Annotated in this window: 10 protein-coding genes; 7 read left to right on the forward strand and 3 right to left on the reverse strand. The window is 70.8% G+C overall.

All coding sequences use genetic code 11. The features are described 5' to 3' along the window. Window positions 1-91 precede the first annotated feature (91 nt). From ACZ5XZ_RS37925 to ACZ5XZ_RS37935, 3 genes are all read left to right on the forward strand, one after another. A complete protein-coding gene (locus ACZ5XZ_RS37925; RefSeq protein ID WP_468986844.1) occupies window positions 92-844 on the forward strand; it encodes a ComF family protein in 753 nt (250 codons plus the stop codon). Between the two features lie 294 nt (window positions 845-1138). Continuing rightward, window positions 1139-1825: a ribosome hibernation-promoting factor, HPF/YfiA family gene (hpf, locus tag ACZ5XZ_RS37930; protein WP_384441499.1), complete on the forward strand. Its 687-nt coding sequence runs from the start codon at window positions 1139-1141 to the stop codon at window positions 1823-1825. 233 nt (window positions 1826-2058) lie between these two features. After that, window positions 2059-2811: a response regulator gene (locus tag ACZ5XZ_RS37935; protein WP_468986847.1), complete on the forward strand. Its 753-nt coding sequence runs from the start codon at window positions 2059-2061 to the stop codon at window positions 2809-2811. A gap of 69 nt (window positions 2812-2880) precedes the next feature. On the opposite strand, the gene ACZ5XZ_RS37940 is transcribed toward ACZ5XZ_RS37935, so the two are convergent. Beyond that, window positions 2881-4104, reverse strand: coding sequence for a winged helix-turn-helix domain-containing protein (locus tag ACZ5XZ_RS37940; protein ID WP_468986849.1), 1224 nt, complete (start codon window positions 4102-4104; stop codon window positions 2881-2883). Window positions 4105-4203: 99 nt separating this feature from the next. Continuing rightward, complete coding sequence (locus ACZ5XZ_RS37945; protein ID WP_468986850.1) at window positions 4204-4815, reverse strand: GNAT family N-acetyltransferase; 612 nt, start codon at window positions 4813-4815, stop codon at window positions 4204-4206. A 250-nt stretch (window positions 4816-5065) separates the two neighbouring features. On the opposite strand from ACZ5XZ_RS37945, the gene secA reads away from it, so the two are divergent. Further along, a complete protein-coding gene (gene secA, locus ACZ5XZ_RS37950) occupies window positions 5066-7873 on the forward strand; it encodes a preprotein translocase subunit SecA (protein WP_468986851.1) in 2808 nt (935 codons plus the stop codon). A 95-nt stretch (window positions 7874-7968) separates the two neighbouring features. On the opposite strand, the gene ACZ5XZ_RS37955 is transcribed toward secA, so the two are convergent. Next, on the reverse strand, window positions 7969-8586 hold the full coding sequence (locus ACZ5XZ_RS37955) for an Rv3235 family protein (RefSeq protein WP_468986853.1): 618 nt from the start codon (window positions 8584-8586) through the stop codon (window positions 7969-7971). 296 nt (window positions 8587-8882) lie between these two features. On the opposite strand from ACZ5XZ_RS37955, the gene ACZ5XZ_RS37960 reads away from it, so the two are divergent. From ACZ5XZ_RS37960 to ACZ5XZ_RS37970, 3 genes are all read left to right on the forward strand, one after another. After that, a complete protein-coding gene (locus tag ACZ5XZ_RS37960; RefSeq protein ID WP_468986855.1) occupies window positions 8883-9389 on the forward strand; it encodes a DUF6912 family protein in 507 nt (168 codons plus the stop codon). A gap of 101 nt (window positions 9390-9490) precedes the next feature. Then, entirely contained in the window at window positions 9491-10153 is a 663-nt protein-coding gene (locus ACZ5XZ_RS37965; RefSeq protein WP_468986856.1) for an HAD family hydrolase, read from the forward strand. A gap of 475 nt (window positions 10154-10628) precedes the next feature. Beyond that, window positions 10629-15590 carry an NAD-glutamate dehydrogenase gene (locus ACZ5XZ_RS37970; protein WP_468986858.1) on the forward strand — a complete coding sequence of 1654 codons (4962 nt, stop codon included), beginning with the start codon at window positions 10629-10631 and terminating at the stop codon, window positions 15588-15590. The last annotated feature ends 136 nt before the right edge of the window (window positions 15591-15726 follow it).

Here is a 15726-nt window from a genome sequence, read left to right on the forward strand (position 1 = left end):
TCAACGCCTCGCCGGACCTGGGCCCCGGGGGAGCTTCACGAGGTTATCCACAGGGGTGGCGGCCGGACCCGGACGGCAGGAAAGTGGAGCCATGCAGGGGGTGTGGCGCGAACTGGCCGGTCTGATCCTGCCGGTCGCCTGCGCGGGGTGTGGTCGGCCGCGTACGGAGCTGTGTGGGGGATGCCGCCAGGCGCTCGCGCGGGACGGGCGCGGGGCGCGGCGGGTGCGGCCGAGGCCGGAGCCGGCGGGGCTGCCGCGGGTGTGGGCGGGTGCGCCGTACGCCGACGAGGTGCGGGCCGTGCTGCTGGCGCACAAGGAACGGGGCGCGTTGCGGCTGGCCGGGCCGCTGGGGGCGGTGCTGGCCGGGGCGGTACGGGGGCTGCGGCCCGGCGGCGGGCCGCTGCTGCTGGTGCCGGTGCCGTCGGCCCGCAGGTCGGTGGCCGGACGGGGGCATGATCCGGTGCGCCGGATCGCCCTGGCGGCGGCCGGTGCGCTCAGGAGGGCGGGGGTGGGGGAGGGGGCAGGGGCCCGGGTCCTCCCCGTACTGCGGCAGCGGCGCGCCGTGGCCGACCAGGCGGGCCTCAGCGCCCGGCAGCGGCTGGCGAACGTCACGGGTGCGCTGGAGGTGCGGCGCGGGGCCGGGAGGCTGCTGACGGGGCAGCCAGTGGTGCTGGTGGACGATCTGGTGACGACCGGGGCCACGCTGGCCGAGGCGGCGCGGGCGGTAGCGGCGGCCGGTGGCCGGGTGATCGGCGCGGCCGTGGTGGCGGCGCCGGGCAGTGCATTTGACATCGATGTGCACCGCGCGGTCGACCGGGGAAGGGAATTCCCACATGATCGGTAGTTGGCTGGGAAAAGTCACCCAAACGGAGCTGAGGGCTCCGAGGGGGTGCCGACATCCGCCCAGGAGAGCTATGTTCGGTTGTGAGGACTTGGCGGATGTTTTGCCTCGAATGTCGCGATGAATGCGTTCAGGGGCGTTTGCAGCGACCCTGAAAACGGGGGGCGTGGAGATCTTGTCGTCGGGGGAGGAGGAGGTGAAAGTCGCCAAGTCCGAGGCTTCGGCAACTACCGGAGCCTGGTGCAAGAAGGAATTGCTCCGCCGGATGAGCGGAGCGATCCGGGAACGGAGTTCTGCGTGGACATCGTCGTCAAAGGCCGCAAGACCGAGGTGCCCGAGCGGTTCCGCAAGCACGTGGCCGAGAAGCTGAAGCTGGACAAAGTCCAGAAGCTCGACGCCAAGGTGATCAGCCTGGACGTCGAGGTGTCCAAGGAGCCCAACCCGCGGCAGGCCGACCGTTCCGACCGAGTGGAGATCACGCTCCGCTCCCGTGGCCCGGTGGTCCGGGCCGAGGCGGCCGCAGCCGATCCGTACGCCGCGCTGGACCTGGCAACCGCCAAGCTGGAGGCACGGCTGCGCAAGCAGCACGACAAGCGCTTCTCGCGTCGCGGCAACGGCCGCATTCCGGCGAGTGAGGTCGCCGTCAGCGTGCCGGACGCCGCGAGCCTGAACACCAACGGCGAACTCGCCACCGAAGCCGATCAGACGGTGCCGACCACGAGGATGGGGTCGATCGACGTCCAGGGCGAGGGTCCCCTGGTCGTCCGGGAGAAGACCCACTCGGCCGCACCGATGACGCTCGACCAGGCGCTCAACGAGATGGAGTTGGTCGGACACGACTTCTATCTCTTCGTCGACGCCGACACCAAGCTGCCAAGTGTCGTCTACCGGCGGCATGCATACGACTACGGCGTCATCCACTTGAACCCCGACTCGTTCGGGGAGGAGGAGCCCGGCGGCGCAGGCGGCGCGCTGGGCGGCTGAACCCCACCCGCTCGGTGCCCCCGGCGTGCGCCGGGGGCACCATCGTGCCCGGAGAAAGCAGGAGTTGAAGCCGTATAGTGTTTGTGCCAGCCAGGGAGTTCGTGGACTCGAAACGGCGACACGCCGGGGAGACGGTCGTATGGCATTGATCGGGCTGGTCGCAGGGGGCTGTTGTCAACCAGCCTTATTTCCAAGCTCCGGCCTCTCGGCCGAGTAGTTGACGGGGAGGATCAATGGGGGACAGTTTCGGTCCCGTGCGCGGTGACGCGGACGACGACGAAAGCGGTGTCGGGGGCGAGGAGCGGGCCGTCAGCGCGCCGCGCAAGGAGCCGATCCGGGTCCTGGTGGTGGATGACCACGCGCTTTTCCGGCGAGGGCTGGAGATCGTGCTCGCCCAGGAAGAGGACATCCAGGTCGTCGGTGAGGCGGGGGACGGCGCGGAGGCGGTCGACAAGGCCGCGGATCTGCTGCCCGACATCGTGCTGATGGACGTACGGATGCCCAAGCGCGGGGGGATCGAGGCGTGCACCTCCATCAAGGAGGTGGCCCCCAGTGCCAAGATCATCATGCTGACGATCAGCGACGAAGAGGCCGATCTCTACGACGCGATCAAGGCCGGCGCCACCGGCTACCTCCTCAAGGAGATCTCCACCGACGAGGTGGCCACCGCGATCCGGGCCGTGGCGGACGGCCAGTCGCAGATCAGCCCGTCGATGGCGTCCAAGCTCCTGACGGAGTTCAAGTCGATGATCCAGCGGACGGACGAGCGCAGGCTGGTGCCCGCGCCCCGGCTCACCGACCGGGAGCTGGAGGTCCTCAAGCTGGTCGCCACGGGCATGAACAACCGCGATATCGCCAAGGAACTCTTCATCTCCGAGAACACGGTGAAGAACCACGTCCGCAACATCCTGGAGAAGCTCCAGCTGCACTCCCGGATGGAAGCGGTGGTCTACGCGATGCGGGAGAAGATCCTCGAGATCCGCTGAGCGGCGGCCGGCCGGCCAGCCGGGCCAGCCGGCCGACCAGCCGGGTGAGTTCCCGCGCGCCCGGCCGGGTCAGTCCTGCGCGATCAGCTCCGTGCGCAGGGCGGCGGCCAGCCGGGCGTCGTCGCAGCGCTCCACACGGACGGAATCGCAGCCGACCCACGTCGCGGCCTCGCGGAGCGCCTGGGCCATCGGGGCGACGGCCTTGTCGTTCTGCAGCGAGACCTGGCGGGCGACGAGGGTGGTGCCCTCACGGGCCGGGTCGACCCGGCCCACCAGTCGGCCGCCCGCCAGCAGGGGCATCGCGAAGTAGCCGTGTATCCGCTTGGGGCGGGGGACGTACGCCTCCAGGCGGTGGGTGAAATCGAAGATCCGCTCCGTGCGCGGCCGGTCCCAGATCAGGGAGTCGAAGGGCGAGAGCAGGGTGGTGCGGTGCCGGCCGCGGGGCGCCGAGGCCAGCGCGGCGGGATCGGCCCAGGCGGGCTTTCCCCAGCCCTCGACCTCGACGGAGACCAGACCGGAGTCCGCGAGGACGGCGTCGACCTGCTCGCCCTTGAGGCGGTGGTAGTCGGCGAGGTCGGCGCGGGTGGCCACGCCCATGGCGGCCCCGGCCTGGGCGACGAGGCGGCGCAGGCACTCGGCGTCGTCCAGATCGTCGTGGAGCAGGCTGTCCGGGACGGCGCGCTCGGCGAGGTCGTAGACGCGCTTCCAGGCGCGGCGCCGCGTACAGACCACGTCGCCGGTGTCCAGCAGCCACTCCACCGCGATCTTGGTCTCGGACCAGTCCCACCATTCGCCCCCGTTGCGGCCGCCGCCCAGCTCGGAGGTGGTCAGCGGGCCGTCGGCCCGCAGCCGCTCCAGGACGGCGGCGCAGGAGCGCTCGGAATCCTGCATGACATGCCAGCGGTGGCCCTTGGCGCGCCGGGCGCGGCGCCGGAAGGCGAAGTGCGGCCACTCCTCGATGGGCAGGATGCAGGCGGCGTGCGACCAGTACTCGAAGCTGTGGGGCCGGGCCGCCGACGCGCCGGCGGGAGCCTCGGCCCAGTAGGCGGCCTCGACGGCCGGGCGGCCGACGGCGCCGAGGCGGGCGTAGGGCACCAGCTCATGGGAGCGGGCCAGCACCGAGATCGTGTCCAGCTGCACCGCGCCCAGGGCCCGCAGCACTCCGCGCACCCCCGCCCGGCGGTCCGGGGCCCCCAGCAGGCCCTGGGCCCGCAGCGCCAGGCGGCGGGCGTCGTCGCGGGACAGGCTCGTCACGGGCTGCGGCAGAGGCGATGGCTGCGTCACGGCGGTCATGCGGCACAGCGTAGGGGCGGGCACTGACAGCGGGCGCCGCCGCGGCCCCGGGCCCGGGGGAGGGGCCGGGGCCGCGGTCGGCCGGCGCCGCGCGGCGTCTCAGCCGGAGTAGGGCAGGTACGGCGTGGCATCCGGCAGACCGGACGGTGCGGGCTCCGCGCCGCCCAGGTCGGAGGGGAGCAGCGAGCCGATCCAGACGTCCCGGCGGGTGCCCTCGTGCAGCAGCTTGGCGCGCAGGGTGCCCTCCCTGTGGAAGCCGAGTCTGCGGGCGACCGCCCAGGAGCCGTCGTTGCCGGCCTCCGCGAGCCACTCCATGCGCTCCACGCCCAGATCACGAAAGGCCCAGTGCAGCACCGCGCGGGCCGCCTCGACGGTGTACCCCCGGCCGCGCTGTTCCTTGGCGGTCCAGAAGCCCAGCTCGGCCTGCCGCTCCGGGGTGCGCAGATGGTCGAGGCGTACCAGGCCCATCGCGCCGACCAGCGAGCCGTCCGCCTTGGTGACGACGGCGAAGTTGTAGCTCGTGTCGTCGCGCCAGCCGTCGGGGGCGATCGTCCCGACGAACTGCTCCGCGTCCCGGTGGGTGTACGGCGAGGGGACGCTCGTCCAGCGCGGGATGTCGGGCTCCTGGCAGGCGGCGTGGACCGCGGGTGCGTCGGACGGCTCGAAGGGCCGCAGCACGAGGCGCTCGGTGGTGAGGGTGAGGGGCTTCATGAGGTGAGTCTGCTGGGTCGTGGAAAGGGCCGCTCAGGATTTTCGCGTGATTCCCGGCACCTGCCCGGCACCTTCTCGCGGCCTTGTGCGTTCACGTGGCGAGGGGATAGCGGGGTTCGCGGCGGCGGACCTCCCGGCCCGGCGGCGTCCTCCTTTACGATGGCCGTTGCGGCGGGGCCTGCCCCCTTGGAAATATGCCGCGCCCGCGCACTCGACCGTGCAGGCCCGACCGGCAAGGAGACCAGCCCAAGTGTCCGTCTTGACGAAGATCATGCGTGCAGGCGAAGGAAAGATCCTGCGCAAGCTGCACCGCATCGCGGGCCAGGTCAACTCCATCGAGGAGGACTTCGCGGCTCTCTCCGACGCTGAGCTGCGGGCGCTCACGGACGAGTACAAGGAGCGGTACGCGGACGGCGAGAGCCTCGACGACCTGCTGCCCGAGGCGTTCGCGACGGTCCGCGAGGCCGCCAAGCGAGTGCTCGGCCAGCGCCACTACGACGTCCAGCTGATGGGTGGCGCGGCCCTTCACATGGGGTACGTCGCGGAGATGAAGACCGGTGAGGGCAAGACCCTGGTCGGCACCCTCCCCACGTACCTCAACGCGCTGTCCGGCAAGGGCGTGCACCTGATCACGGTCAACGACTACCTGGCCGAGCGCGACTCCGAGATGATGGGCCGGGTCCACAAGTTCCTGGGCCTGACGGTCGGTTGCATCCTCGCCGACATGACGCCCGCCCAGCGCCGTGAGCAGTACAACTGCGACATCACCTACGGCACGAACAACGAGTTCGGCTTCGACTACCTGCGCGACAACATGGCCTGGTCGCAGGAGGAACTCGTCCAGCGCGGCCACAACTTCGCGGTCGTCGACGAGGTCGACTCGATCCTCGTCGACGAGGCCCGTACGCCGCTGATCATCTCCGGCCCGGCGGACTCGGCCACCAAGTGGTACGGCGACTTCGCCAAGCTGGTGCAGCGCCTCAAGAGGGGCGAGGCCGCCAACCCGCAGCGCGGCATTGAGGAGACCGGCGACTACGACGTCGACGAGAAGAAGCGCACGGTCGGCATCCACGAGTCCGGTGTCAGCAAGGTCGAGGACTGGCTGGGCATCGACAACCTGTACGAGTCGGTCAACACCCCGCTCGTCGGTTACCTCAACAACGCGATCAAGGCCAAGGAGCTGTTCAAGAACGACAAGGACTACGTCGTCATCGACGGCGAAGTCATGATCGTCGACGAGCACACCGGCCGTATCCTCGCCGGCCGCCGCTACAACGAGGGCATGCACCAGGCCATCGAGGCGAAGGAGGGGGTGGAGATCAAGGACGAGAACCAGACGCTCGCCACGATCACCCTGCAGAACTTCTTCCGCCTCTACAGCAAGCTCTCCGGCATGACCGGTACGGCCATGACCGAGGCCGCCGAGTTCCACCAGATCTACAAGCTCGGCGTGGTGCCGATCCCGACCAACCGCCCGATGGTCCGCCTGGACCAGGCGGACCTGATCTACCGCACCGAGCCGGCGAAGTTCGACGCGGTGGTCGAGGACATCGTCGAGAAGCACGCCAAGGGCCAGCCGATCCTGGTGGGCACGACCTCCGTGGAGAAGTCCGAGTACCTCTCCCAGCAGCTCAACAAGCGCGGGGTGCCGCACGAGGTCCTCAACGCCAAGCAGCACGACCGGGAGGCGTCGATCGTCGCCCAGGCCGGCCGCAAGGGCGCCGTGACGGTCGCCACCAACATGGCCGGCCGTGGTACCGACATCAAGCTCGGCGGCAACCCCGACGACCTGGCCGAGGCCGAGCTGCGCCAGATGGGCCTGGACCCGGTCGAGCACGTCGAGGAGTGGGCGGCCGCGCTGCCCGCCGCCCTGGAGCGCGCCGAGGCCGCGGTCAAGGCGGAGTTCGAGGAGGTCAAGGAGCTCGGCGGGCTGTATGTGCTCGGCACGGAGCGGCATGAGTCGCGCCGGATCGACAACCAGCTGCGCGGTCGCTCCGGCCGTCAGGGCGACCCCGGCGAGTCGCGGTTCTACCTCTCCCTGGGCGACGACCTGATGCGGCTGTTCAAGGCCCAGATGGTCGAGCGGGTCATGGCGATGGCCAACGTGCCGGACGACGTCCCGATCGAGAACAAGATGGTGACGCGGGCGATCGCCTCCGCCCAGTCGCAGGTCGAGCAGCAGAACTTCGAGACGCGCAAGAACGTCCTGAAGTACGACGAGGTGCTCAACCGCCAGCGCGAGGTCATCTACGGCGAGCGCCGCCGCGTCCTGAAGGGCGAGGACCTGCAGGAGCAGATCAAGCACTTCATGGACGACACCATCGACGCCTACATCCAGGCGGAGACCGTCGAGGGCTTCGCCGAGGAGTGGGACCTGGACCGGCTGTGGGGCGCGTTCAAGCAGCTCTACCCGGTGAAGGTGAGCGTCGAGGAGCTGGAGGAGGAGGCCGGCGACCGCGCGGGCATCACCGCCGAGTTCATCGCCGACGCCGTCAAGGACGACATCCACGAGCAGTACGCCGCCCGTGAGGAGCAGCTCGGCTCGGACATCATGCGCGAGCTGGAGCGCCGGGTCGTGCTGTCCGTCCTGGACCGCAAGTGGCGTGAGCACCTCTACGAGATGGACTACCTCCAGGAGGGCATCGGCCTGCGGGCGATGGCCCAGAAGGACCCGCTGGTCGAGTACCAGCGCGAGGGCTTCGACATGTTCACCGCGATGATGGAGGGCATCAAGGAGGAGTCCGTCGGCTACCTGTTCAACCTGGAGGTCCAGGTCGAGCAGCAGGTCGAGGAGGTCCCGGTGCAGGAGGCCGAGCAGGAGGCGGTGCCCGCCGGCGCGGGACGCCCCGAGATCCACGCCAAGGGCCTGGAGGCGCCGCAGCGGCCGGACCGGCTGCACTTCACCGCGCCGAAGGTGGACGGTGACGGCAGCGTCATCGAGGGCGACTTCATCAGCGACGAGGAGGCCGGCGGCCCGGCCCGCTCCGAGGCGGACGGGATGACCCGCGCGGAGCGGCGCAAGGCCCAGAAGAGCGGCGGTCGCCGCCGCAAGAAGTAGGCGCAGACGTGGCTCCGGCAGATCGTGCCGGGGCCGCGCAGCAGCGGGGCGCCCCGGCCGGAGCACGGCCGGGGCGCCTTTGCCGTGTGCGGTGGTCACGGTGCCGGGCTCGGCAGGGCCGGAGCCGGGCCGATGTCCAGCGCGGCGCACCGCCACCGCGCGTCGGCGCCCAGCTCCAGCCGGAAGGCGAGGGCCCGCAGCCGCTCACCCGCCGTGATCCGGGCGAACGCCTCGATGACCCCGCGACACGGCCGGCACAGTCCGCACCCGCGCACGGTCGGGACCGGGCCGCGCCGCCCCGGGCCGGGAAGGGGCCGCAGCGGCGCCAGCGGGGCCAGCTCCACCAGCCGGTCGTACGCGGCCGGCAGCGCGTGTCCCAGCAGCGCGTGGACGGGCTGCTGCCCGCTGAGCGTGCGCACCAGCTGATGCGCGAACCAGTGGTGCGGCCGGCTCTCGTGGGCCCGGCGCTGCGCCCCGACGGTCGGCAGCGGGGTGCCGGGCGCGGCGGGGCGGCTGCCGGCAGGGCCGGCAGGGCGTCGGCCCGCCGAGGAGCGCCGGGGCCGGGGAACGGTCGGGGCCGCGGGGCGGGTGCGGGGCGCGCGGGCAGTGGCGGTCCTCGTGGTGTCGGTGGTCTTCGCGGTGCTGGTGGTCGTCGTGGTGCCGGCGCCGGTCGCGGTGCGCGTGCTGGTCGTCGTGACGTGGTTTCCGGTCATGGTGGTGATCGCCCCCGTTGTGCCGGGCCCGGTGAATTACTGGGCGGTAGCTTTTGGTGGGGAACTTCGTATCGGCGGGCGCCGGGCCGCGGCAAGGCGCGCGGCGTCCGGGGCGAGGGGCGATCGGAGTTCACCCGTCCGTGGCACGGGCCCGGGCTGGAGCCGGTGCGGCGGGGTGCGGGAGGGGTCCACAGCGGGCGGCGCGGGGTCACTGGGGGCGGCACGATGGGGGACCCGCGCCCGTATGCTGGCGGGACGATCTTCAAAGTCGAGCGAATCGAGCGGAAGCGGCTGCCATGCGCGTCTATGTCCCCCTGACCCTCCCCGGTCTCGCAGAGGCGCACAAGAACGGCGAGCTGGGCCCCGGCGCCCTGGGGGCGTACGCCGTCACGCCCGCGCTGCGCGAGTGGTACGTCTCGGACGACATCGAGGAGCTGGAGTACGCGGCGCTGAACCGCGCGGCGCAGGCCTCGCTGCGGCTGCTCGCCGGGAACCCGCAGGTCACGCGGCGCCGGGTGGTGGTGGCTGTGGACGTCCCGGAGGGCGCGGCGGTGGCGGACCCCGACCGTGGGCTCGACCAGTCGGCGCTGGGCGAGGTGCGGATCGCCGGGCCGGTGCCGCTGTCGAAGGCCGCGGCGGTGCATGTGGACGCCGCCGACGCGGAGCCGGATGTCGCGGCGGCCGCGGACGCGCTCGGCGCGGCGGACCAGGGCGACGACGACGCGCAGTTCACCGTGGACGGTGCGGAGGACCACGATCTGATGTGGTTCGCCGTGCAGGAGATCCCCGAACTGATCCGCTGAGCCCCGCGCCGGCCGTTCCGGCCGCGTTGTCAGTGGCGCCGGGTACGTTTTCTGCATGGGGAAGGCGCGGCGAGCGCACGGGGCACGATCTGGGGAACCGCATGGGGAAGCACGCGACACACATCGTCTGGGACTGGAACGGCACGCTGTTCCACGACATCGACGCCGTCATCGGGGCGACCAACTCCGCGTTCGAGGAGATCGGGCTGGCGCCGATCACCCTGGAGATCTATCGGGAGCTGTACTGCGTGCCCATCCCCCGGTTCTACGAGCGGCTGATGGGGCGGCTGCCGACGGACGCGGAGTGGCTGGTGATGGACGAGGCGTTCCACCGGCATTACAGCGAGCACCGGCTGGGCTGCGCGCTCGCCGAGGGCGTGGATCTGCTGCTGGAGAAGTGGCAGACGGCCGGGCGGAGCCAGTCGATCCTGAGCATGTTCGGGCACGACGAGCTGATACCCCTCGTCCGCGGCTTCGGGATCGAGTCGCGGTTCGTGCTGGTGGAGGGCCGGACCGGACCGTCCGGGGGCACGAAGAGCGCGCAGATGGTGCGGCATTTCGCGGCGCTGGAGCAGGTGGACCCGCAGCGCACGGTCGTGATCGGTGACGCTGTGGACGACGCGGTGGCCGCGCGGGACGCGGGGGCGTACGCGGTGCTCTACACGGGCGGGTCGCACAGCCGTGTGAGCCTTCAGGCCGCCGGGGTGCCGGTGGTGGACAGCCTCGCCGAGGCCGTGGAGCTGGCGGAGACCCTGGTCCGCTAGGGCATGGCCACACGGGCCCCTGCGGGCCCGGTCGCCGAGAGGGCGCCACGTCCGGCCCTTCCGCTCCCGGCCCCGGGGTACCCGCCTCCCGCGCGCACGCATACGCCGGCCCGGCGTAGCGTTGTCCAGAAGGTCTAAGTTCGGACCGCGGATTTGTACGTGGACGGCCCATGACGGCACCCGTGGAGGGAGCGATAGCCTTGCACCGTGATCAGCGCGATAACCCGCGGGGGCATCGAGGCCCCTGCCGTGCGCCCGGGGCACCACCGTGACCGGGCGGTCGCTGGTCTTTGCGGCCAACACTCCACGTCGACATTGTCAAAAATTGTCGATTGCGGCACGGCCCTCTCCCCTTGCGGCATAGCGTCGACAGCGACAGGACACCTCGCGTCGTGGCGGCGTTGTGCGGCTTCCGCAGTTCTTCCCACGTATATCCACAACGTCACGCAACGGCGCGCGACAGGAGCCAGAGGACATGCAGACCAAGCTGGACGAAGCCAAGACCGAGCTGCTCGCCAGGGCGACCCGGGTCATTGAAACAAGCCAGGCCGGGGGGAAGCACCCGGTACGCGGCCTCGACCCGGACACCCTTGCGGGATACCTCCAGCGCTACTACCTGCACACCGCCCCTGAGGACCTGATCGACCGCCATCCGGACGACATCTTCGGTGCCGCGCTCTCGCACTACCGCCTCGCGGAGACGCGACCGCAGGGCACCGCCAACGTCCGGGTGCACACGCCGACCGTCGAGGAGAACGGCTGGACCAGCAGCCACTCCGTCGTCGAGGTCGTCACCGACGACATGCCCTTCCTGGTCGACTCGGTCACCAACGAGCTCTCGCGGCAGGGCCGCGGCATCCACCTGGTGATCCACCCGCAGGTGATCGTCCGCCGCGATGTCACCGGCAAGCTCATCGAGCTCCTCGACTCCAACGGCGACCCCCGCGCCACCACCGGCAAGGCCCGGACCGCCGACCTGCCGCACGACGCGCTGACCGAGTCCTGGATCCATGTCGAGATGGACCGCGAGACCGACCGCGAGGACCTCAAGCAGATCACCGCGGACCTGCTGCGGGTGCTGTCCGACGTCCGCGAGGCCGTCGAGGACTGGGAGAAGATGCGCGGCGCCGCGCTGCGCATCGCCGAGCAGCTGCCCGCCGAGCCGGTCGCCGACGACCTGCGCGAGATGGAGATCGAAGAGGCCCAGGAGCTGCTGCGGTGGCTGTCCGACGACCACTTCACCTTCCTCGGCTACCGCGAGTACGAGCTCACCTCCGCGCCCGGTGAGGGCGGCACCCAGGAGGACGTGCTGACCGCCGTGCCCGGCACGGGCCTGGGCATACTGCGCGCCGACCCGCCGCACCGCGAGACCGCCGACGGCCACCCCGTCTCGCCGTCCTTCAACCGGCTGCCCGCGGACGCCCGCGCCAAGGCCCGTGAGCACAAGCTGCTGATCCTGACCAAGGCCAACAGCCGAGCCACCGTGCACCGCCCCTCCTACCTCGACTACGTCGGGGTCAAGAAGTTCGACGAGCAGGGCAACGTCATCGGGGAGCGGCGCTTCCTGGGCCTGTTCTCCTCGGCCGCGTACACCGAGTCGGTGCGCCGGGTCCCGGTCATCCGCCGCAAGGTCGCCGAGGTCCTCGAAGGCGCGGGCTTCAGCCCGGACAGCCACGACGGCCGCGACCTGCTGCAGATCCTGGAGACCTACCCGCGCGACGAGCTCTTCCAGACGCCCGTCGACGAGCTGCGGTCCATCGCCACGAGCGTGCTCTACCTCCAAGAGCGCCGCCGGCTGCGGCTCTTCCTGCGCCAGGACGAGTACGGCCGCTACTACTCCGCGCTGGTCTACCTCCCGCGCGACCGCTACACCACCAACGTCCGGCTGCGCCTGATCGACATCCTCAAGGAGGAGCTCGGCGGCACCAGCGTCGACTTCACGGCCTGGAACACCGAGTCGGTCCTCTCCCGGCTGCACTTCGTCATCCGCGTCCAGCCCGGCTCCGCCCTGCCCGACCTCACCGACGCCGATGTGGACCGCATCGAGGGCCGGCTGGTGGAGGCCGCCCGCTCCTGGGCCGACGGCTTCGCCGAGGCGCTGATCGCGGAGGTCGGCGAGGAGCGCGGCGCCGAGCTGCTGCGCCAGTACGGCCACGCCTTCCCCGAGGGCTACAAGGCCGACAACAACCCGCGCAGCGCGGTCGCCGACCTCCAGCACCTGGAGAAGCTCACCGGCGAGCCGGGCAAGGACTTCTCGGTCAGCCTCTCCGAGCCGGTCGGCGCCGGCCCCGGCGAGCGCCGCTTCAAGATCTACCGCAGGGGCGAGCCGGTCTCGCTGTCCCGGGTGCTGCCCGGCCTGAACCGCCTGGGCGTCGAGGTCATCGACGAGCGCCCGCACGAGCTGCGCTGCGCCGACGCCACCGTCGCCTGGGTCTACGACTTCGGGCTGCGGATGCCGGAGCACGTCAAGGGCGACGACGCCCGCGAGCGCTTCCAGGAAGCCTTCAACGCCGTGTGGACCGGCGCGGCCGAGAGCGACAACTTCAACAAGCTGGTGCTGCGGGCCGGACTCAACTGGCGCCAGGCGATGGTCCTGCGGGCGTACGCCAAGTACCTGCGGCAGGCCGGATCGACCTTCAGCCAGACGTACATGGAGGACACCCTCTCCAACAACGTCCACACCACCCGGCTGCTGGTCTCGCTCTTCGAGGCGCGGATGTCCCCCGAGCGCCAGAGCGCGGGCACCGAGCTGACCGACGGGCTGCTCGAGGAGCTGGACGGGGCGCTGGACCAGGTCGCCTCCCTGGACGAGGACCGGATCCTGCGGTCCTTCCTGACCGTCATCAAGGCGACGCTGCGCACCAACCACTACCAGAAGAACAGCCAGGGCCAGCCGCACGGCTACCTGTCCGTGAAGCTGGACCCGCAGGCCATGCCGGACCTGCCGGCGCCCCGCCCGGCCTACGAGATCTGGGTGTACTCCCCGAAGGTCGAGGGCGTCCACCTGCGGTTCGGCAAGGTCGCCCGCGGCGGTCTGCGCTGGTCGGACCGCCGGGAGGACTTCCGTACGGAGATCCTCGGCCTGGTCAAGGCACAGATGGTCAAGAACACCGTCATCGTGCCGGTCGGCGCCAAGGGCGGCTTCGTCGGCAAGCAGCTGCCGGACCCCTCGCAGGACCGGGACGCCTGGCTGGCCGAGGGCATCGCCAGCTACAAGACCTTCATCTCCGGTCTGCTGGACATCACCGACAACCTCGTCGGCGGCGAGGTCGTCCCCCCCAAGGACGTCGTCCGCCACGACGAGGACGACACCTACCTGGTCGTCGCCGCCGACAAGGGCACCGCGACGTTCTCCGACATCGCCAACGAGGTCGCCCAGTCGTACGGCTTCTGGCTCGGTGACGCCTTCGCCTCCGGCGGCAGCGCCGGCTACGACCACAAGGGCATGGGCATCACCGCCCGCGGCGCCTGGGAGTCGGTCAAGCGGCACTTCCGCGAGCTGGGCCACGACACCCAGAACCAGGACTTCACCGTGGTCGGCGTCGGCGACATGTCCGGCGACGTCTTCGGCAACGGCATGCTGCTCAGCGAGCACATCCGGCTGGTCGCCGCCTTCGACCACCGGCACATCTTCCTCGACCCGAACCCGGACGCGGCGACCTCCTACGCCGAGCGCCGGCGGCTGTTCGAACTGCCCCGCTCGTCCTGGGCGGACTACAACACCGAGCTGCTCTCGCAGGGCGGCGGCATCCACCCGCGCTCGGCCAAGTCGATCCCGATCAACGCGCAGGTGCGGGCCGCCCTCGGCATCGAGGCCGGCGTGAAGAAGATGACCCCGGCCGATCTGATGCGGGCCATCCTCAAGGCACCGGTCGACCTGCTGTGGAACGGCGGCATCGGCACGTATGTGAAGTCCTCGACGGAGTCCCACGCCGACGTGGGCGACAAGGCCAACGACGCCATCCGCGTCGACGGCGAGGAGCTGCGGGTCAAGGTCGTCGGCGAGGGCGGCAACCTGGGCCTGACCCAGCTGGGCCGGATCGAGTTCGCCATGGCCGGCGGGAAGATCAACACCGACGCGATCGACAACAGCGCCGGCGTGGACACCTCCGACCACGAGGTGAACATCAAGATCCTGCTCAACGCCGTGGTCGCCGAAGGGGACATGACGCTCAAGCAGCGCAACAAGCTGCTGGCCGAGATGACCGACGAGGTCGGCGCGCTGGTGCTGCGCAACAACTACGCGCAGAACACCGCGCTGGCCCTGGCCCAGGCCCAGTCCTCCAGCATGCTCCACGCCCAGCAGCGCTTCATGCGCCGCCTGGTGCGCGACGGCGACCTCGACCGGGCGCTGGAGTTCCTGCCGACCGACCGGCAGATCCGCGAGCGGCTGAACTCCGGCCGCGGCCTGACCCAGCCCGAGACCGCGGTGCTCCTGGCGTACACCAAGATCACGGTGGCCGAGGCGCTGATCCAGACCGGGCTGCCGGACGATCCGTACCTGGAACGGCTGCTGCACGCCTACTTCCCCTCGGCGCTCTACGACCGCTTCCCCGAGCAGGTCGACGGGCATGCGCTGCGCCGCGAGATCATCACCACGGTCATGGTCAACGACACCGTCAACAGCGGCGGTACGAGCTTCCTGCACCGCATGCGGGAGGAGACCGGCGCCTCCCTCGAAGAGGTCGTCCGGGCGCACACCGCGGCCCGCGCGATCTTCGGGCTCAACCAGGTCTGGGACGACGTCGAGGCGCTCGACAATGTCGTCGCCGCCGATGTCCAGACCCGGATCCGGCTGCATTCGCGCCGGCTGGTCGAGCGCGGCACCCGCTGGCTGCTCAACAACCGCCCGCAGCCGCTGGAGCTGTCGACGACCATCGACTTCTTCACGGAGCGGGTCGCGCAGGTCTGGGCGGAGCTGCCGAAGCTGCTGCAGGGCAGCGACCTGGAGTGGTTCCAGACGATCCTGGACGAGCTGACCGGCGCGGGCGTGCCCGAGCCGCTGGCCGTCCAGGTGTCCGGCTTCTCCTCGGTCTTCCCGGCGCTGGACATCGTCGCCGTCGCGGACCGCATGGGCAAGGAGCCGCTGGAGGTCGCCGAGGTCTACTACGACCTGGGCGACCGGCTGCGGATCAACCAGCTCCTCGACCGCATCCTGGAGCTGCCGCGCAACGACCGCTGGCAGTCGATGGCCCGCGCCTCGATCCGCGAGGACCTCTTCGCGGCGCATGCGGCGCTGACCGCCGATGTACTGTCGGCGGGCAACGGCTCCGCGACGCCCGAGCAGCGGTTCAAGGCCTGGGAGGAAGCGAACTCGGCGATCCTCAGCCGGGCGCGGGCGACGCTGGAGGAGATCCACGGGTCGGAGGGCTTCGATCTGGCGAACCTGTCCGTCGCCATGCGGACCATGCGGACGCTGCTGCGTACGCACAGCTGAGCGGAGGGGGGGGGGGGCCCTTTCGCCCCCCCCCCCCCCCCCCAAAAAAAGAAGGGGGGGAAAGAGGCGAAAAGGAAAAACCGAGAAGGAAAGGACTAAAAAAGCGGAAAGGCTCGAAAAAGCCGAAAAAACGGAA

It is taken from the genome of Streptomyces sp. NPDC033270, from assembly GCF_055576575.1.